This is a genomic window from Moritella sp. 24, from assembly GCF_018219155.1.
GTDB lineage: Bacteria > Pseudomonadota > Gammaproteobacteria > Enterobacterales > Moritellaceae > Moritella.
The window spans coordinates 4,530,575-4,549,568 of sequence record NZ_CP056123.1 but is presented as its reverse complement, the minus strand read 5'-3'; the positions used below and the strand labels follow the sequence as shown (position 1 = coordinate 4,549,568).

At 39.6% G+C, this 18,994-nt stretch carries 20 protein-coding genes and 6 tRNA genes; 17 read left to right on the top strand and 9 right to left on the bottom strand.

All coding sequences use genetic code 11. From position 1 onward, the window contains the following. Positions 1–264: 264 nt before the first annotated feature. Positions 265–1,014 carry a glutathione S-transferase N-terminal domain-containing protein gene (locus HWV00_RS20425; protein WP_211684106.1) on the bottom strand — a complete coding sequence of 250 codons (750 nt, stop codon included), beginning with the start codon at positions 1,012–1,014 and terminating at the stop codon, positions 265–267. 167 nt (positions 1,015–1,181) lie between these two features. Here HWV00_RS20425 and tcdA point away from each other — a divergent pair, with 167 nt between their 5' ends. After that, positions 1,182–1,970 carry a tRNA cyclic N6-threonylcarbamoyladenosine(37) synthase TcdA gene (tcdA, locus tag HWV00_RS20420; RefSeq protein ID WP_211684105.1) on the top strand — a complete coding sequence of 263 codons (789 nt, stop codon included), beginning with the start codon at positions 1,182–1,184 and terminating at the stop codon, positions 1,968–1,970. A gap of 287 nt (positions 1,971–2,257) precedes the next feature. After that, the gene (locus HWV00_RS20415; protein WP_211684104.1) at positions 2,258–3,469 is read left to right on the top strand and encodes an acetyl-CoA C-acetyltransferase; all 1,212 of its coding nucleotides are present in this window, start codon (positions 2,258–2,260) and stop codon (positions 3,467–3,469) included. 53 nt (positions 3,470–3,522) lie between these two features. On the opposite strand, the gene csdE is transcribed toward HWV00_RS20415, so the two are convergent. Both csdE and HWV00_RS20405 read right to left on the bottom strand, forming a co-directional pair. Beyond that, positions 3,523–3,948, bottom strand: a complete 426-nt coding sequence (csdE, locus tag HWV00_RS20410) for a cysteine desulfurase sulfur acceptor subunit CsdE (RefSeq protein WP_211684103.1) — start codon at positions 3,946–3,948, stop codon at positions 3,523–3,525. Positions 3,949–3,995: 47 nt separating this feature from the next. Next, complete coding sequence (locus tag HWV00_RS20405; RefSeq protein ID WP_211684102.1) at positions 3,996–4,250, bottom strand: PepSY domain-containing protein; 255 nt, start codon at positions 4,248–4,250, stop codon at positions 3,996–3,998. 112 nt (positions 4,251–4,362) lie between these two features. Between HWV00_RS20405 and HWV00_RS20400 the strand changes: the two genes are divergently transcribed. Genes HWV00_RS20400 through HWV00_RS20390 form a run of 3 tightly spaced genes read left to right on the top strand, consistent with a single transcriptional unit; the run spans position 4,363 to position 6,740 of the window. Next, positions 4,363–4,659 carry a PepSY domain-containing protein gene (locus HWV00_RS20400; RefSeq protein WP_255554848.1) on the top strand — a complete coding sequence of 99 codons (297 nt, stop codon included), beginning with the start codon at positions 4,363–4,365 and terminating at the stop codon, positions 4,657–4,659. A 6-nt stretch (positions 4,660–4,665) separates the two neighbouring features. Continuing rightward, entirely contained in the window at positions 4,666–5,325 is a 660-nt protein-coding gene (locus tag HWV00_RS20395; RefSeq protein ID WP_211684100.1) for a response regulator transcription factor, read from the top strand. Continuing rightward, positions 5,322–6,740, top strand: a complete 1,419-nt coding sequence (locus HWV00_RS20390; protein ID WP_211684099.1) for an ATP-binding protein — start codon at positions 5,322–5,324, stop codon at positions 6,738–6,740. The genes HWV00_RS20395 and HWV00_RS20390 overlap by 4 nt, the downstream gene beginning before the upstream one ends. A gap of 112 nt (positions 6,741–6,852) precedes the next feature. Here the strand turns inward: HWV00_RS20390 and HWV00_RS20385 are convergent, their stop codons facing one another. Then, a complete protein-coding gene (locus tag HWV00_RS20385) occupies positions 6,853–7,224 on the bottom strand; it encodes a YgiW/YdeI family stress tolerance OB fold protein (RefSeq protein WP_211684098.1) in 372 nt (123 codons plus the stop codon). A 139-nt stretch (positions 7,225–7,363) separates the two neighbouring features. Beyond that, positions 7,364–8,584: a cysteine desulfurase gene (locus tag HWV00_RS20380; protein ID WP_211684097.1), complete on the bottom strand. Its 1,221-nt coding sequence runs from the start codon at positions 8,582–8,584 to the stop codon at positions 7,364–7,366. Positions 8,585–8,932: 348 nt separating this feature from the next. On the opposite strand from HWV00_RS20380, the gene rpmB reads away from it, so the two are divergent. The 3 genes from rpmB to rep all read left to right on the top strand — a co-directional run bounded on the left by rpmB (position 8,933) and on the right by rep (position 11,476). Next, on the top strand, positions 8,933–9,169 hold the full coding sequence (gene rpmB, locus HWV00_RS20375; RefSeq protein WP_019442412.1) for a 50S ribosomal protein L28: 237 nt from the start codon (positions 8,933–8,935) through the stop codon (positions 9,167–9,169). Between the two features lie 11 nt (positions 9,170–9,180). Continuing rightward, complete coding sequence (rpmG, locus tag HWV00_RS20370; protein WP_211684096.1) at positions 9,181–9,336, top strand: 50S ribosomal protein L33; 156 nt, start codon at positions 9,181–9,183, stop codon at positions 9,334–9,336. Positions 9,337–9,460: 124 nt separating this feature from the next. Further along, positions 9,461–11,476 (top strand): DNA helicase Rep, encoded by a 2,016-nt coding sequence (gene rep / locus HWV00_RS20365; RefSeq protein WP_211684095.1) that lies wholly within the window; start codon positions 9,461–9,463, stop codon positions 11,474–11,476. Positions 11,477–11,499: 23 nt separating this feature from the next. Here rep and HWV00_RS20360 read toward each other — a convergent pair whose 3' ends face one another. Both HWV00_RS20360 and HWV00_RS20355 read right to left on the bottom strand, forming a co-directional pair. Beyond that, positions 11,500–12,825 (bottom strand): phosphodiesterase, encoded by a 1,326-nt coding sequence (locus HWV00_RS20360; RefSeq protein ID WP_255554847.1) that lies wholly within the window; start codon positions 12,823–12,825, stop codon positions 11,500–11,502. Between the two features lie 182 nt (positions 12,826–13,007). Then, the gene (locus HWV00_RS20355) at positions 13,008–13,427 is read right to left on the bottom strand and encodes a cytochrome c5 family protein (protein ID WP_211684094.1); all 420 of its coding nucleotides are present in this window, start codon (positions 13,425–13,427) and stop codon (positions 13,008–13,010) included. Between the two features lie 330 nt (positions 13,428–13,757). On the opposite strand from HWV00_RS20355, the gene HWV00_RS20350 reads away from it, so the two are divergent. From HWV00_RS20350 to HWV00_RS20315, 8 genes are all read left to right on the top strand, one after another. Beyond that, positions 13,758–13,834, top strand: a tRNA-Arg gene (locus HWV00_RS20350). 37 nt (positions 13,835–13,871) lie between these two features. Further along, positions 13,872–13,947, top strand: a tRNA-His gene (locus tag HWV00_RS20345). A 211-nt stretch (positions 13,948–14,158) separates the two neighbouring features. Beyond that, positions 14,159–14,235 (top strand) — tRNA-Pro (locus HWV00_RS20340). A 5-nt stretch (positions 14,236–14,240) separates the two neighbouring features. Then, positions 14,241–14,316: transfer RNA gene (locus HWV00_RS20335), tRNA-His, on the top strand. A 79-nt stretch (positions 14,317–14,395) separates the two neighbouring features. Next, positions 14,396–14,480, top strand: a tRNA-Leu gene (locus tag HWV00_RS20330). Positions 14,481–14,484: 4 nt separating this feature from the next. After that, positions 14,485–14,561: transfer RNA gene (locus tag HWV00_RS20325), tRNA-Pro, on the top strand. A gap of 267 nt (positions 14,562–14,828) precedes the next feature. Further along, positions 14,829–15,068: a hypothetical protein gene (locus tag HWV00_RS20320; protein WP_211684093.1), complete on the top strand. Its 240-nt coding sequence runs from the start codon at positions 14,829–14,831 to the stop codon at positions 15,066–15,068. A gap of 153 nt (positions 15,069–15,221) precedes the next feature. Further along, positions 15,222–15,941, top strand: a complete 720-nt coding sequence (locus HWV00_RS20315) for a hypothetical protein (protein WP_211684092.1) — start codon at positions 15,222–15,224, stop codon at positions 15,939–15,941. Between the two features lie 67 nt (positions 15,942–16,008). Here HWV00_RS20315 and HWV00_RS20310 read toward each other — a convergent pair whose 3' ends face one another. Further along, positions 16,009–16,512 carry a CreA family protein gene (locus HWV00_RS20310; protein WP_211684091.1) on the bottom strand — a complete coding sequence of 168 codons (504 nt, stop codon included), beginning with the start codon at positions 16,510–16,512 and terminating at the stop codon, positions 16,009–16,011. Positions 16,513–16,663: 151 nt separating this feature from the next. Beyond that, positions 16,664–17,044, bottom strand: coding sequence for a TraR/DksA C4-type zinc finger protein (locus HWV00_RS20305; protein ID WP_211684090.1), 381 nt, complete (start codon positions 17,042–17,044; stop codon positions 16,664–16,666). A gap of 584 nt (positions 17,045–17,628) precedes the next feature. Between HWV00_RS20305 and rmuC the strand changes: the two genes are divergently transcribed. Then, a complete protein-coding gene (rmuC, locus tag HWV00_RS20300; RefSeq protein ID WP_211684089.1) occupies positions 17,629–18,987 on the top strand; it encodes a DNA recombination protein RmuC in 1,359 nt (452 codons plus the stop codon). Positions 18,988–18,994 lie beyond the last annotated feature (7 nt).

Genomic DNA, 18,994 nt, shown 5'->3' with positions numbered 1-18,994 from the left:
ATTTTTTTAATCATACTACCACCATATTAATGCTGAAATATCGTTAATAAGTAAACTAAGTATGGCTTTAAAATCGTGAAATGAATGATATCCGATTATTTAATCTTACCTAGTAGAGGTAATCTGTGATGGATACCCGATGTTATAAAATAATATGTTGATGGGTTAGTAATTATGACTAATAGATATTTTTTATTGTTTTTTCGTGATGGTGATAATAGTCAGATGAATACTCAACCTTTCATCTGACTAGATGAAATACAACTACGCAGCGTAAGTCGCGATGAGGTGTTTCACAATGGCTTTTGACTCAAACATATCTACATTCGTATTTGGATCTTTAAGGAAAGGTACTTGTACAGTCCCATATTCCGCAAGAAATGCACTACGTTTTGTTTCTGGCAATGGGTTGTATTCACCAGGACTTAGGCGATGTGTTGCTGGTCCAAGCTCTCCAAATTGCTGCTTACCTAAATTAACCAACAAATAAGGTAACTCTAATTCACATAACGTCTCACGAACGGGGCGTGAATAAGGGCTACTTTCAAAACTGTACAGTACGAGCGGGTCTGTTGGCTCGAGTGCTGGTTTTTTGGTTTTCCCTGCATTCCAACGAATTAACGATGCTGTTGTTGAGCTCGCATAATTAAAAATGTTTGCACGTAAGCGAATAGGCGCACTGGTGTCGGCGTATTGCTTATATAGATACTCAATAATTTCAGATGCTGAATTGAGAATGGTTTGCGTGTTCTTATCAATTAAGAATGGAATTTTATCTGTACTGTACATCTCTTTAAGTTGCTGCTTGTGGCGCTCACCGCCTTTCGGGCAAGGAATAATAAGTACATCAAGATTCAATTCTGAAATGGCTTCACGCACTAAGCGGCACAAAGGATCGGCTTCGTTGTCATACATGATTAACGGATCTTGCTCATTAATCGTGGTTTTTGCAGCTTTGGTGCCAGCCCATAAGCGTGTTTGTGAAGCCAGAGTAGAAGTCAGTAGATTAAACATAGCGTAAATCCGTTTAGTTAAAGCTTCATCTTAGATACACAAATTTGAAAAATCTGTCTAGTCTAGCGTTGGATAATACTATTCTGATGAAAGTGTTATTTCTCGCAAACTTTGAGTTATGAGGTTGAATCAGTATAATGCGTTTTTTGCTTGATTTGGGGTAGGGTATGTCGACCGAATATGACAATCGTTTTGGTGGTATTGCACGTTTATATGGACTAAAAGCACTGCAATTTTTTAATCAAGCACACGTGTGTGTGATTGGTATTGGTGGTGTGGGTTCTTGGGCGGCTGAAGCGTTAGCACGTTCGGGTGTTGGCAAGATTACGCTGATTGATATGGATGATATTTGTGTGACAAATACTAACCGTCAAATTCATGCACTAAAAGACACCATTGGTCAGCAAAAAATTGATGTGATGGCTGCGCGTATTCATGCGATTAATCCGGAATGTGTCGTTAACCTGATTGATGATTTTGTGAGTACCGATAATATTGGTGAACATCTTAGTACTGACTATGATTACGTGATTGATGCGATTGATAGTGTTCGTTCAAAGTCAGCATTACTTGCGTATTGTAAGCGTAATAAAATTAAGTGTATTACTATTGGTGCGGCAGGCGGTCAAATTGATCCCACGCAAATCCAAGTGACTGATTTAGCAAAAACATATCAAGACCCATTAGCAGCTAAAGTTCGCTCTGATCTACGTCGTTTACATAATTTCACCAAAAATACGAAACGTAAATTTGGGATTGAATGTGTTTTTTCTACGGAACAGCTTATTTATCCTGGTACTGACGGTGAAGTATGTATGACCAAGAACTTTGCTGATGGTGCAACAGGTATGGATTGTTCAAGTGGTTTTGGTGCTTCAACAGCGGTTACGGCTAGCTTTGGTTTAGTTGCAGCATCGCGAGTATTAAAAAAACTAGCAGAAAAAGCCAACGCATAACTCGTTTAGTGCGTTTATGTTATTAATGCTTCGGCGTTAAATCATGTCTTCAAGCATGAGCTAAACCAGTTGATACAGCGCGTATTAACTGGTTTTATTTTATTAAAATCAACATCCTAATTTTTCCTTCCAATACTTTGTTTTTATTTATCTTGATAATACCGCTTGTTGTTATTCATCAGCATTGATTTGAGTTTCACTAAATTCGGTTATGTTAACAACTTGTGATACCATTCAAACACATGTTTGAAAAATAAAACTGATCACATCAAGTAAGGAAACAAGGTATGAGTAAAGTATTTATCGTAGCAGCAAAGCGTACAGCCCTTGGAAGTTTTGGCGGCAGCTTAGCTGGTGTGGATGCCGCTACATTAGGCGCGACTGCCATTAAAGGCGCATTAGCGGCAGCGAACGTTAATCCAGAACACGTTGATGAAGTGATTGTTGGTAATGTGATTAGTGCTGGACAAGGCATGGGACCTGGACGCCAAGCTGCAATGCAAGCTGGTATTCCAGCAAGTGTACCTGCTTATACACTCAATATGATCTGTGGCAGTGGTATGAAAACGATCATGGACGGCGCTGCGCACATTAAAGCGGGTGACGCTGATATCGTGGTAGCTGCTGGTATGGAAAGCATGTCTAACATCCCTTACTTGATGCCTGCTAAAACGCGTTTTGGTTCTAAAATGGGTAACATGACGATGGTTGATGCCATGATCAATGATGGTTTGACTGATGTATTTAATAACTACCACATGGGTATGACAGCGGAAAATATTGTTGATCAGTTTGGTTTAACACGCGAACAACAAGATACCTTTGCGGTTGGCAGCCAGCATAAAGCGGTTGCTGCGATTGCTGCTGAACGTTTTGTTGATGAGATAGTACCTGTTGAAGTTAAAGTTCGTCGTCAAACGCAAAGTTTTGCTACCGACGAATATCCAAAAGACAATACCAGTGTTGAAGGCTTAGCTAAATTACGCCCTGCATTTAAAGCGGATGGTTCGGTGACGGCTGCGAATGCATCTGGTATTAACGATGGTGCTGCTGCGATTATTTTAGCATCAGCGGCGGCAGTAGAAAAATACGGCCTAGAGCCTATGGCGGAGTTAGTTGCTTATGGTCAAGGCGGTATTGATCCACAAGTGATGGGCTTAGGTCCGGTTCCGGCAATTGAGCAAGCATTAAAACGTGCCGATATGTCATTGGAACAGATTGAGTTGTTAGAGCTAAATGAAGCCTTTGCAGCGCAAGCTCTGGGAGTGATGACGAACTTAACACAAGAGCATAATGTTGATATGGATTGGTTTGCAGATAAAACCAATGTTAATGGTGGTGCTATTGCGCTTGGTCACCCTTTAGGTGCTTCTGGCGGGCGTATTACTGTGACGCTATTACATGAAATGCAAAAACGTGGTGTCGATTACGGTTTAGCATCACTGTGTATTGGTGGTGGTATGGGCACTGCGTTGATTGTTAAAAATTTATTGAAATAAGACTCTGCAATCAGGGGGACGAATACGTTATTCATCCCCCTTATTATGATGTGTTATGCAGCTTGTATTGCAGCGATAACGGCTTTTAATCCATTGCCTCGCGAAGGACTTAGCTGTTGCATAAAGCCGAGCTGTGCAAAATAAGCATCAATATCAAATGTAGCTATTTCTGAGCGTGTTTTGCCGTTAACTGCGGCTAATAATGCCGCTATTAAACCTTTTACAATTCGCGCATCTGAATCCAGCCCAAACCATAAACGTCCGTCATCATCGCAATTTAGCGCTAACCATGCCTGACTTTCGCAGCCTTTAATTTGGTTTTCTGCTATTTTATAATCATCGCTCAATGTCGGGATTTTATTACCCAGCTGAATTAATTGGCGGTATTTGTTTTGCCAGCCATTTTGCGCTGTTAATAACGTCAGCACATCGTTACTGGTGATCGTATTGCCAAATGGACTTGACGAGAAATCGGTCATTATCATTCCTGTATTACCCACCAGTGTTCGGGTCTGGCAGGATAAAGTTAATCTTCTTCGATTGAGATAAATTGACCAGTGGTAGTCAGCTCTATTTCAACTTTTTCGTTATTGGAGTTACGCGCATCGATTTCATAACGATTATCATCATGATCAAATTCAACTTTTGAAATATCATGAAACCCTTGTGCAACAAGTAACTCAATGACTTGCGCGATGGTTTTTTCTGGTTGATCATTAGATGCGTTCGCGAGTGCGACGGGGCTGAGCAAAACCAGAATTAAGTAATAATATTTTAGCAAAATTAGACCCTGTTAATATTCTATTCATTAAAACAACGGTACTCTAGATACTATGAAAACACGAATCTTATTAACTGTCATGTTAATCTTCATATCATGGCGGAGCGTGGCAATGCCGCATATCGAATATGAAGAAGATCTAGACGAGGTCACTGCTGCAGTAAACGCAAAAGAGATCAGTCCGTTTATCGATCTCTTAACGATTATTGAACGCGATTTTAATGGTCGTCGGGTGATTAAAGTCGAGCTCGAAAAAGAAGATGATTATGGTGACGATGATATTTGGGTGTACGAAATTAAAATGCTTGATAGCGATCGTAATGTAGTTAAAGCTGAATTTGATGCGAAAACATTCCGGTTGTTAGCGATAAAAGGCCATAAACTTGAGCGTTTTTTTAAACGCAAATAGGCAGATATGAAAGTATTAATTGTTGAAGATGAACCGCAACTTGCTCAACAAATGCAACAGCAGTTAGCTGAGCAGGGCTTTATTATTGATTGTGCCAGTGATGGCGAAGAAGCGCACTTTATGGGATCGACAGAGACCTATGATGCTGTGGTCTTAGATTTAGGTTTACCTAAGATTGATGGACTTACAGTGCTGAAGAAGTGGCGAGCTGAAAACCTGACTATGCCTGTTATTATATTGACAGCACGTTCGTTGTTACATGAAAAAATCGAAGGCTTAAATGCGGGGGCTGATGATTACCTTGCTAAGCCATTTCAAATGGGTGAATTAGTGGCTCGATTACAAGCGCTAGTACGTCGTGCGGCTGGAAAAGCATCATCGATTGTGACTGTGGGTGATATTCGTTTAGACATTACAGCATCAACCGTTACGCAATCAGGTTTAGCTATTACGTTGACTGCACATGAATTTAAAGTGCTGAGTTATCTAATGTTACATCTTGGGAAAGTGGTTTCAAGAGCAACCTTGATTGAACATATTTATGCACAAGACTTTGATCGTGACTCGAATACGATCGAAGTGTTTGTTGGTCGTTTACGTAAGAAATTAGGTAGTGGCTTTATTGAAACAGTACGTGGACTAGGCTATAGGATTGCAGAGGATTGAAGCATCATTCATTAAAAAACCGGCTGTTATTTGCAGCAGGTGGCTGCTGCGTTGTATTGATTCTTGTCACGGGCTTTACCGTTCAGCGCTACATGAAAGAGTATTTACGCAGTGAATTAGTGGCTAAATTAACGCTATCTTTAGACGAGTTACTGAGTCGTCTTGAGTTAGAACAGCCAACATTATTGACCGTTAATAATGCTGGACTCTCTACGCCAGAAAGTCGTAATGTAATCGAATCTTCAGCGTTACCATCACTTCGTTTATTACCAATAAAATCCCTATCAGAACCACGTTTCAGTCAACCTTACTCAGGTTATTATTGGCAAATTCAAACTCAACAGCAGATCTTAAAACGTTCTCGTTCATTATGGGATACGCAATTAACGTTTCGTCATCTGGATGATGAATTCGGTCTTGATTATTTTGTGAAGTCGGGACCAAATGAACAGCCATTAATGATTGTGCAGCAGAAAGTTAAATTACCTGATAGTGAAGTGTTTTTTTGGGTTTCTGTTGCCCAGGAAAGTGGCAGTTTGGCACTTGCTTTACAGGGGGTCAATCGCAGTCTCGGTATCGGACTTGGCTTGCTCGCGTTAGCCGTTATGTTATTAATTTTGTTGCAATTAACGTGGGGTCTAAGACCGTTAACGACATTGCGTAAAGAATTAGCCGAGATTGAAAACGGTGATAAAGCACAGTTTCAGTATCACTATCCACAAGAAATTGATCCATTAGTCAAAGACATTAATCGTTTGCTTGTTCATCATCAGAGCTTACTAGAACAGGCTCGTACGAATGCTGGCAATATGGCGCACGCGTTAAAAACACCATTGAGCATCATGCAAAATGAACTCGCATTAACAACGCAGCCTCAGAATCCGTTATTGCAGCAGCAGTTAGTGCAAATGCGGCAGCACATTGAATATCATTTATCGGCATCACAAATTGCGGCTAAACAATTATTAGGAGCTAAATGCAGTCCTTATGAACAGTGTAGTAACGCGGTATCCGCTTTTTCTCGACTTTATATGAATCGTAATATTGTTGTTGATATTACGTTTAGTGAGGCGTTAACTGTGGCGGTTGATGGACGTGATTTTGATGAGATGGCAGGAAACTTAATCGAAAATGCGTATAAGTGGGCGCAAAGTCGTATTGTTATTTCGGCATCTGTGGATGAAGAGTTATTACACATCCGTATTGCAGATGATGGTCCAGGGATGACCAAAGATGAATGTGAGCACGTCATTAATCGTGGCCAGCGTTTAGATGAGCAAACGCCTGGTCATGGCTTAGGGCTGAATATTGCGGTAAATATAGCTCAGATGTATCAAGGTAAGTTAAGTTTGCAACGAGCTTCTCTAGGTGGTTTAGAAGCTGTATTAGCGTTACCGTTACGTAATCGTTTGTAGTCGTTCGCTGGTTACTGTATGACACGATGAAAGTGCGCTGAAATAGAGTCTATAAATAACTTCAGCGCCTTTTTACCTTGATATTATTAATGCTGTGTTTTTAAATTATCTATTACAGAATCTTAATATGTTCGACTTCGACTTCTGGTGTTGAACCACCTTCGAACTCACCAAAAATACGTAATCGAGTGTTGTTATTAATGGCAACAGGCAGCTTAATATCATCATCCAACTCTACAATCACTTGTCCACTATCATCTGCGAACATATATTTGTCAGAACTTATCTGGTGAATCAATTTACCTTCTAAAACAACGTTTAATTCGCTAAAACGTCCTACGTTTTCTAGGTTTTCTGCAACGGTTGTTACGTTGATTGCTGGGCCTGTGTAGTTAATAGAGTGTTTGTTATGGTCTTTTGCTACCGCGATGGTTGGTAGCATAATGATTGCAGCTGCAAGGCCTATGATTGTTTTCTTTAGCATCTTTAATCTCCTCGAAACACTTGGGTTTCATTGTTGGTATTCAGTATCAGTGTTGATGATGCTATTAAACAACATTGATACTGAATACAACCTGAGTGTGCCGTTCATATTCAGTACATGTTTGGAGAAGTAGGGATGTTTAAAGTAGATCTTGTAATTCATTCAAAGCTTTAATGAAGAAGTCTACTTCAGCTTTGGTGTTGTAAATCGCAAAGGAAACACGAATTGTGCCCGATAAATTAAGGCTCTGCATGAGAGGTTGAGCGCAGTGATGGCCTGTTCTAACTGCAATACCTTGTAGATCTAATAACATACCCACATCGCCATTGTGTGCATCATCAATAATAAAACTGACGCCACCCGCTCGTTGCTGTGGGTTGCCGATAATTTTAATTCGTGGCATTTTTTCGAGCTTTGCTGTTGCATATGCAAGTAATTCAGCTTCGTGGTTTGCAAGTATCTGACGGTCGTAGCTGTTTAAAAATGTCATGGCAGATGCAAGGCTTATCGCCGCCGAGATATTGGGTGTACCAGCTTCGAACTTAAACGGTAATTCGTTATAAGTCGACTGCTCAAAGCTGACTGTTTTAATCATTTCACCACCGCCTTGCCAAGGTGGTAGTTGATTGAGCTCAGCTTCTTTACCCCAAAGCACGCCAATACCTGTCGGGCCATACATTTTATGACCTGAAAAAACGTAAAAGTCACATCCTAATGCTTGTACATCGATAGTCCAATGAGAAACGCCTTGTGCGCCATCGATTAATACTTTTGCTCCCACTTGTTTCGCTAAAGCGATAATGTCCTCAATCGGGTTTACAGTGCCGATTGCGTTAGAGACATGACTAACAGCAACAAGTTTGGTTTTATCGTTTAACAACAGCTTGTAAGCCTGCATATCAATATCTGTCGACGGTAATAGCGGGATAATCTTAAGAATTGCGCCTGTGCGTTGTGCTAGCATCTGCCAAGGAACAATATTAGCGTGATGTTCTAGGGTTGAAATGATAATTTCATCCCCAGCTTGAAACTCCGTTGTTAAACAGTTTGCGATTAAGTTGATCGCTTCTGTCGTACCGCGTGTCCAGATAATTTCTTTACTGCTATTTGCGTTAATAAATTGCGCACAAATATCACGTGCATTCTCATAAGCAGCTGTAGCCTGAGCACTTAGCGCATGTGATGCGCGGTGTACATTTGCGTTAATATCACGATAATAGGTATTAATTGCCTCGAGAACACACAAGGGTTTTTGACTTGTGGCTGCATTATCCAAATAAATTAAAGGGTGATCATTCACTTGTTGGGATAATACGGGGAATTGTTTTCTCAGGTTTGTTAATTCTATATCGTTCAGCATCGGTGTAAACTCACTATCAAGGAGTGGGGATTATAACCTGAAAAATAGGGTTTCGCATTTGTACATTTAGGCCAATTGAAATACTTTTTGTAATTATTATGATTTAATTTTTATTGCTTGTTTTTGGCCTTTTTTTTGTGTTTTAAACTGTTTTATTACATTTGTGCTCATAAAGCCACCGTTTGCGCTTATTTTTAGCGCTATTACTGTGCTGTTAAAGATGGTGATATTTTGCACTATTATTGATTTATGTCTGGGTTTACTGTATAAACCGAGCTTTAAAAGTATACCTAGTAGCTTCAAATGCGACTATGTAGACACTTATATTTGAAGTTATTGGAGCACACTATGTCAAAAGTATGCCAAGTTACTGGTAAAAAACCAGCTGTTGGTAACAACGTTTCTCACGCAAAAAACCGCACACGTCGCCGTTTCTTGCCAAACCTACATTCACACCGTTTTTGGGTTGAGAGCGAAAACCGCTTTGTTAAATTACGTCTTACTGCTAAAGGTATGCGTATTATCGATAAGAAAGGTATTGATTCAGTTTTAACTGAAATGCGTGCCCGTGGTGTTAAGGTTTAAGGAACTAGATTATGCGCGATAAGATTCGTTTGAATTCATCTGCTGGTACAGGTCACTTCTATACTACAGATAAGAACAAAAAAAACATGCCTGAAAAAATGGAAATCAAAAAGTTTGATCCAGTTGTTCGTAAGCACGTTATGTATAAAGAAGGCAAAATCAAGTAATCCTTGATTTCGTTTTTGCTATATAAAAAATGCCAGTTATTTATAACTGGCATTTTTGTATGTTAATTTTGCTACAATCTAATCTCTACCTCTTTTCTTAATGTTTTAGTCTGGTGTTGCCCTTATGAAAATGAATCCCCGTCAGGATGAAGCTGTTAAATATATTTCTGGTCCATGTTTGGTACTTGCTGGTGCAGGCAGTGGTAAAACGCGCGTTATTACCACCAAAATTGCTCACCTTGTGCAGAACTGTAGTTATGATGCCAAGAATATTGCGGCAGTAACTTTTACTAATAAAGCAGCGCGTGAGATGAAAGAGCGTATCGCTCAGACATTAGGTAAGAAAGAAGCGAAAGGTTTAATGGTATCGACGTTTCATACCTTAGGTCTCAATATCATTCGTAAAGAATATAAGACCTTAGGGATCAAGCAAGCGTTTACGTTATTTGATGACCAAGACCAATTAGCGCTATTAAAAGAGCTAACTCAAGATACTTTAGAAGAAGACAAAGAGCTGATTGACCAATTACGCAGTGCGATCTCTAATTGGAAAAATGAGTTAGTATTGCCGCCGCAAGCAATCGCGCGTGCGCAAATGCCACAAGACAAATTATTTGCTCAGTGTTATGACGATTATCTTCGACATATGAAAGCGTACAACGCCTTAGACTTTGATGATCTCATCATGATGCCTACTTTGTTATTACGTTTGAATGAAGAAGTGCGCGAACGCTGGCAAAACAAGATCCGCTATTTATTAGTGGATGAGTATCAAGATACCAATACAAGTCAGTATGAATTGGTAAAACTGATCGTTGGTCAACGGGCTAAATTTACCGTTGTTGGTGACGATGATCAGTCGATTTATTCATGGCGTGGTGCTCGCCCTGAAAACTTAACGTTATTACAAAATGACTTTCCTGGTTTGAAAGTGGTGAAGCTAGAACAAAATTATCGTTCGACGCAGCGTATTCTTAAAGCGGCGAATATTTTAATTGATAACAATCCGCATGAATTTAATAAACGCTTATTCAGTGAATTAGGTTATGGCGATCCGATTAAAGTGTTCACCACAAAAAACGAAGAGCATGAAGCTGAAAAAGTAGTATCAGAATTGTTAGCGCATAAGTTTATGGCGCGCAGTGAATACAAGGATTACGCGATCTTATATCGTGGTAACCATCAGTCTCGCTTGTTTGAAAAAGCGCTTATGACTAACCGCATTCCATATAAAATCAGTGGCGGTACCTCATTCTTCTCGCGTGCCGAGATTAAAGATATGATGGCGTACCTGCGCTTATTAGTGAATCCAGACGATGATAATGCGTTTTTACGCGTAGTGAATGTACCACGTCGCGAAATCGGCCCTACGACGTTAGAGAAACTCGGTAATTACGCCAACATGCGTAATATTAGTTTGTTCGCAGCAAGTTTTGAAATGGGACTTGAGCAGACATTAACGGGGCGTGGTTTACTCGCTGTTCGTGGCTTTACTCGTTGGTTAGTTGAATTGTCAGACCAAGAGCAGCGCAGCGATAGTATTGATGCTGTGCGTGATATGGTGCGTGACATTCATTATGAAGACTGGCTATATGAGACGAGTACAAGTGCGAAAGCAGCTGAGATGCGTATGAAGAATGTATCTGAGTTGTATCGTTGGGTGACCGAGATGCTTAAAGGTGATGATCTTGATGAAGAGATGACACTGGCACAAGTGGTCACACGCTTAACGCTGCGCGACATGCTTGAGCGTAATGAAGACGAAGATGATTCCGATCAGGTGCAGTTAATGACTTACCATGCATCTAAAGGACTAGAATATCCTTATGTGTTTATGGTGGGTATGGAAGAAGGTATTTTACCGCATCAGAGTTCTATTGATGATGATCCTAATGTTGAAGAAGAAAGACGTTTAGCTTATGTAGGGATTACTCGAGCACAAAAAGTCTTATTCATGATGTTATGTAAAGAACGTCGCCAGTTTGGTGAAGTGGTGAAGCCTGAACCAAGTCGTTTCTTACTTGAATTACCACAGGATGATCTGGAGTGGGATCTGCGTAAAAAGCCTGATTCACCCGTTGAAAAGCAAGCAAAAGGTAAGCGTGGCGTTGCAAACTTAAGAGCGCTTTTTAATAAGTAATCACAATGAATAAAGGCCGTTTGTTAGAGTTCTAATAAACGGTCAACCTGCGTGTAATCCATGGGTTGAGCGATATAATTACCTTGCCCAAACTCACAACCTAGCTCGACTAATTTAGCATGCTGCTGCTGTGTATCAATCCCTTCGACAATAACCTTAAATCCCATATCATGACTAATATCCCTAATTACCCGAATTAACGACAAGTCTTTTTTTGACATCAACATGCGATTTGTGAAGCTGCGATCTATTTTGACGAAATCGATTGGGTATTGAAAAAAAGCATTGAGTGAACTAAAACCAGTGCAAAAGTCATCTAAACCAACCTGCACACCAATATGACGTAATTTTTTTAAGGCGCGAATAACAAATTTGTTATGGGCCATGAATTCATGTTCTCTAAATTCAAATACTAAGCGGTGCGGTGGTATCTGTTGCTGTTGAATAATAAAAATCAAATGTTCGACAGCACCTTCAAGAATAAGGTGTTTGACCGATAGATTCATCGCGAGCATGATCTGTTTATTATTTACATGGGAGTCATGCCACCTTTTTAATTGTAGGCAGGCTTGATACATAATATGTAAATCAAGCGTAATGATAATATCGGTACGTTCAGCTAAGGATATAAAGCTATCTTCTTGGTGCTCTTCTTGCCAGTGAGCGATGACTTCAAAGCCCACTAATTGATTACTGTTAAGCTGAATGATCGGTTGATAATACGGTAAAATATCATTGTTAATAATTGCGCGAGTGAGCTTTTCTTGCTGTTGTATGGCTACTGTATTTTCTGCGAGTACTGGGGAGGCAGTAGATAGGTGGTATTGACCAAGACCTTGCTGCTGGGCGTTCTTTAATGCGATGTCAGCATCTTTTAATACCTGACTAACAGTGTGAGGGTCTTGCTGTAAGCTAATGCCAATACTGCTACTACAGAGAATCTTATAGTTGTTTACCTGAAAGCTAAAACGAAATTGTGATTGGATTTCTTTGGCTAGTCGTATCGCACTGTCTGCGTCTACAATATCTGTTTTCAATAATGCGAATTCATCACCTTGCAAGTTAACTAAACAGTCGTTGCTCGATGTTAATGATTGTAAATGATGGCGGATAATCGAAATAAGCTTATTACTGAGTTCACTGCCAAAGTTTTGTTCTACATCGGCCATATTATCAATTTTAATTAATAATAAGACGAAGTTTTGCTGTGTTTTTTGGAGTTGTTGTAAGGCAGATTTTAGCTGAGTTAAAAATAGGGCTCGTTGCGTTCGTAATGAGCTAGATAACGCCAAGGCGATAAGCTTTGCGTTATTGGGTTCGTGTTGTGTTGATAGACGTTCCTTGTTCACAGCGAGTATCCTAATGGTCTTTAATGACTAAAAACTAAGTCTTATAGTGATAAAGTCTAGCAGTGGATATCTGAGGGTCAAAAAAAGCCACTAAATAAATTAGCGGCTTTGTCGATGGATAGCTTAGTTAGAACAACCAAACATACCTAATGTTATTGCTATAGCGCAGTTTATCGTTTGCGTTATAAACCTTGGATCATGAAATCAACGGCAGCTTGTAGTTCATCATCAGAACACGTAGAACATGTACCACGTGCTGGCATTGCACCATTTAAGCCTTCAATTGCATGGCGATAAAGTGTCTCTTTACCTTGTGCGATTCGAGGAGCCCACTGGTCTGCATTACCTTTAATTGGAGCGCCTGCAAGGCCACTGCCATGACACATGTTACAAGTAGCTGTATAAACTTGTTCACCAGAACGAGGTTCTGCTGGTGCTGTGCTTTTAGCAACAACAGGAGCAAGTTCACCTGGTAGGTATACTTGACCTACAGGAGCAATGCGTTCTTCAATTGATTCAGCTGAATTATGATTTGCACTTACATTGAATACAAATAGCAATGATGCTGATAAAGTGATTAGAATATTTCGTAATTTATACATGCTCTTTTTAGCTCCCTAATGATGGTATTGTCAGTCTATGGATGACTTTTATTATAATAAATCCCTACTGCTGGCAGGCATTATATCCTTACCAAGCCCGAGGTTAAATAGTTGTAACAACCTTTGTTGTATTTAACTTAGATCAATATAGCGATGAGTTATCAAATTTAGGTGTAATTTAGACGTAATTTTTCTGATTGATTTGTTTATTAAAAATTAATACTGACTTGGTTATAAAAGATACAGGGACTGTAGATATATAACATTTTAATGAAGAATTGATGGATTTGCCTAGACGAGATTCATTGTTGGACGTAAGATATTGCTCATGCGTCCGTAGCTCAGCTGGATAGAGCGCGCCCCTCCGGAGGGTGAGGTCGGAGGTTCGACTCCTCTCGGACGCACCATTATAGTTATGATGGTTATGCAATAAAATGGTAAATGGCGGTTGTAGCTCAGTTGGTAGAGCCCCGGATTGTGATTCCGGTTGTCGAGGGTTCAAATCCCTTCAGTCGCCCCATTGCTTTTTATTGAATACGCATAGCGAAATACAGTTTAGTAAGTGAATTAGTTTGCTTTGATTGTTTTTTGAACTAGCGCTGTTTGTTTTTATTCCGATTTAATTGAAAACGATAAAAAAAACGTTTTTTAGTTAAAAAGACTTGCAGACTTATACACAATATCTATAATGCGCACACTTGTTAAGAATGATGCATTCTAATGAGCATGTTCGGTGATTAGCGCAGCTTGGTAGCGCACCTGGTTTGGGACCAGGGGGTCAGAGGTTCGAATCCTCTATCACCGACCACTATGGCGGTTGTAGCTCAGTTGGTAGAGCCCCGGATTGTGATTCCGGTTGTCGAGGGTTCAAATCCCTTCAGTCGCCCCATATTCGATAACGTAGATATTCTTTTAGAATTGAGTTATCACCCTTGCTAGAGTTACCTGCTAGTAAGTTGAAAAATTGTGCGGAAGTGGCGGAATTGGTAGACGCGCTAGATTTAGGTTCTAGTATCGCAAGGTGTGAGAGTTCAAGTCTCTCCTTCCGCACCATGTTCGGTGATTAGCGCAGCTTGGTAGCGCACCTGGTTTGGGACCAGGGGGTCAGAGGTTCGAATCCTCTATCACCGACCACTATTCGGAAAGCCTGCTCATTGAGCAGGCTTTTTTCGTTTCCAGCCTTTTATATCGATTAAAATCAACCTCATACTAAAGAATTAAGATAATGTATTTTAGCTTAATTGTACTCACTCTTATCTTTATATGGATAAGACATATGGTCATTTATTCGTTTTACCTCTCAATCTAAGCGACTTATTATTCCCCTAATTAAATGAATATGTTGTTATAGAGACTAATTATATTTCTAAGGGATAGAAATTAGGGCGATGAGGGGGAGTTATGGATGGGACACTCGATATTGAAAAAAGAGAACTAGAAACGGATACGGTTATATCATCATTGCTGAAAACAGCAGGTGGCATGACGGGTATTTCGGCTATATTACAACAGAGTAAGTTTGAATCATTGTTAGTGAGTGTACAACTAAGTGATAATGATCTGGATGAAGTCGATCTACTTTCTCGTATATTAGGTGTTGAACCATTAATTTCAGAGCAAGAACATGGTAACAAAGTCTAAAATAAACAGGTAAAGTCCATTCTTCAGTAATGGACTTTTTTTTGCCTTCTTTTTAATCTCTTCTCAAAATAGCATTTTCACTAATAATTGATTATCACCTTGAGGTGACACTGATATACTCTCGCACCTAATTTATTGACTAAGGGTCGTCGCGTGACTGAAATCAGTTTTTACCAACAAATTTATCCTATCATCATTATGATGCCAATTGCGGCAGCGTGTTTTTTGGCGCTTGTGTTATCGAAAGGGGAGGTTTGCCCAGGTCAGCGTAAGCGTATTACTGAAAATATGATCTCTATTTGGGCTGTATTAGCGTTAGGCTTAATGATTGGTATTGAAGAGCATGCGACAACGTTAACGTTAATTGTCGGTGGTATTGCTGTATTTATCGGGATTATGCAAAATTTAATACAATCTCGTTTAGAAGGTAAGCGTGCAATACCAAGCACGTGGTTACGTTTGCCAATTATACTTGCGGTGATTACAGGTGTGTTAGTGCTTTGGCAACAGCAGCAACTCTTGCTATTACTCGAAGCAATATTACTTGGTGCTGTATTTGCTCATGTGGTCTTATTACGCGCTAAACATCGCTTACAAGCATTTAATGTGATTTTACCTATCGTCGGTATAGTCGCGAGTATATTATTGATGTTGGGGCTACTGGTTGTTGCTGGGCTAAATGCTGATGCAAGTAATATGGCTGTTATTCAAGAATTCGTTATATACCGTGCGCTAATTTTACTGCTTGCACTGGCTATTTGGACAATCCCGCTTTATACCAAACAAGAGTACACGCCGAATATGGTGTCGCTGACAACGGTACTGTTACTATTCTCGGAAGTCATCGGTATGGGTGTTGTGACGGCCTTTTAGAACGCTGTATCGTTTACGTTAGAATAAAAGTAAAGCCACTGAACGCAGTGGCTTTATTATTTTAATTTTACTGTGTTACAGCTGTAGTAGGCTGTTGCCAAGCTTTCGTAGCCCATAATGGCACTGTTGATAATGAATGCTTGTAGCTACCATTAATCTCTTTTGTTGAATACGACACATATAATAGACTCTGACTATCTGCATCATAAATTCGACGGATCTTTAGCGATTTAAATAAGATACTTTTCGATTGGGTAAAGATAACTTCGCCCCCTTTCGATGTATCAATTTTAGCTAACATATCTGCCGTTATCTCACCTGTTTGTCGACAAGCAATGCCCATATCTGATGGATCAGAGAAATCTAAGTCAGCTTCAATATGGCTCACGTGACAAGTAACGCCAGGTACTTTTGGATCTATAAACGTATTGATTTTGATATCTTTAGTCGTAAATAAACCAAGGCTAATTTTACCTGATTCATCATCACTGCAACCGCTTAAAGCAATGCTGCTGGCAAGTAATGAAAATAAACTAAGCGTTTTAAATCTTTTTGAAAATGGCTTTAACATAGGTGCATTCCTATTGCTGATTGGTCCAATTAAATAATAGATTAATATGGATGGCGGAATGAGGAAAGTAATAACGTTGATTTGTTAGTACTTTCCGTCTTAATTTGCGGTATCAATAATAGCTTAGGTCGCTATTCGATGGCCTTGGGGATTAACGGCGGTATAAGCTGTGATCTGTAAATTCTTTGGTAGATTGACACTCTAAGCATAAGCGTGAATCTGGGCGTGCTTGTAAGCGTTTAATTGATATTTCATCACCACAGCTGTCGCAGTAGCCATAATCGCCACTATCAATACGACGTAATGCATTCATAATTTTTTTAATATGCAATTTATCGTGATCAATACGATTAAGCTCAAGACGATGTGCTTCTTCCATTGCTGCACGGTCAATTTCATCAGCCATCTCATTGCTATCAGAGATAACGACATTAGTTGACTGATTTTCGATGCGCGCTAAAATCTCGTTTTGTTCTGTTTCTAGTTTCTCTTTGAAATAGGCAACTTGGCCTTCATTCATAAAATCGCTCATATATATTACCTATTTCGTATTCGGATTATTGTTGATTAGCATAATCGACATTTCAATTGTCCATAATATAGGGTTATCTACCCTATTTTGGCAAAAAATAACTGAAAATTACAAATTGGGGTATTTTGTCTCGTTTCAAGGGGGATGGCTAATTAATCCGTAAAATTTTATCTGAAATGTGCTCTGATGGTAATTATAGCCAGTGGATTAGTTTTATTCTTAATCAGGTTAGGCTAACATCGTTAACTCTTTTAGTATGGTTAACGTTGATATCTTAAATTGCTACTGGGCCTTATAGTTTAAGTACACGTTTTAGAATTTGGTTAAGGATATATGCTCATGAAAGCGATAACGGTACACCGTCCAACGTTAAAAATCATCTGGAAGCTTTTAGTATTTTTATTTTTCCCGCTTATTATTTGGTTATATAGCGTGATCGGTGATGTTCCATTTAGCACGATCGATAGCGGTGCTAATTATCATAAATGGATAATATTTTTTATTTACCTTGGGTGCCTCGCCGCATGGTTTTCTCTTGATCGCGCGTTGTCACATAGTTCTTTTTTTCGTAGTTAAGTTGCCTTATGAGTGTTGATTCCCTTTTTTCCGTATTACCGTACATTGTTGTTACCTGTATTGCCGTTGTCTGTAGTTTAGTTGCTATCCGTAAAAGTCAGCAAGCTACATTATCGATGCAAACATTAAACCATGAAGTCGAGTTACTAGAACAACAACTTGATAGTGTTAACTATACGCATGATCAATTACAGCAAGAGCACGACGCCAATAAATTAAAGTTGGAATCGCAAAATAACCAATTTATTAAGTTAATGTCACGATTGCGTGAAAGCGATATTCGTTTGCAAACGGAACGTCAAGCTAACGAAGAAAAATTAGCGCTACAAGCACAGTCAGAACAACGCTTACAGCAGCAGTTCGAAAACTTGGCAAATAAGATATTTGATAGTAAAACCGACAATTTCAAAGAACTAAATAAGTCTAGTGTGGAATTACTATTGATGCCATTAAAAACGCAGCTGGAAGGGTTCAAGCAGCAGGTTCAAGATGTTTACGCCAATGAGGCGAAAGAGCGTCACAGCTTACAATCAGAGGTTGCCCGTTTACAGCAAGTGTATCAATTAATGTCGAGCGAAACGGCTAATTTGACCAAAGCGTTAAAAGGTGACAATAAGCAGCAAGGTAATTGGGGTGAGGTTATTCTGGCTCGGATATTATCGGAGTCTGGATTACGTGAGGGACATGAGTATGACGTGCAAGTAAGTCTGAACAATGAACATGGTAAACGTTTTCAACCAGACGTGATTGTACACTTACCCGATGATAAGGATGTTGTTGTTGATTCCAAGGTGTCGCTCACCGCTTATGAGCGTTACTTTAACGCCGAGGATGAAGTTACGCGTAAACAAGCACTGCAAGAGCATGTCACATCAGTACGGAGCCATATTCGAGAGTTAGGCCGCAAAGACTACCATTTGTTACAAGGTCTAAAAACATTAGATTATGTGCTTATGTTTGTAGCGGTTGAGCCGGCATTTATCGCAGCATTGGAAGCCGACCCTGGTTTAATGAAGTTCGCGTTAGATAATAATATTATGTTAGTGAGTCCCACCAATTTGCTTATTGCTTTACGTACTATTGATAACTTATGGCGCTATGAACGTCAAAACCAAAATGCCCAACTGATTGCTGAACGCGCGGGAAAAATTTACGAGAAGTTACGCTTATTCAGTCATGATATGCAAGATATGGGGTCTGCGTTAGATAAAGCACAGGACAGTTATGACTCGGCAATGAAACGATTGAGTTCAGGTAAAGGTAACTTAATTAAACAAGCGCAGCAATTTGTAGATTTGGGTGTAGAAGTAAAAAAACCATTGCCGATTGAGTTGATTGAAAAGAGCAGTACTCACCAAGTTGAATGATGAGTAC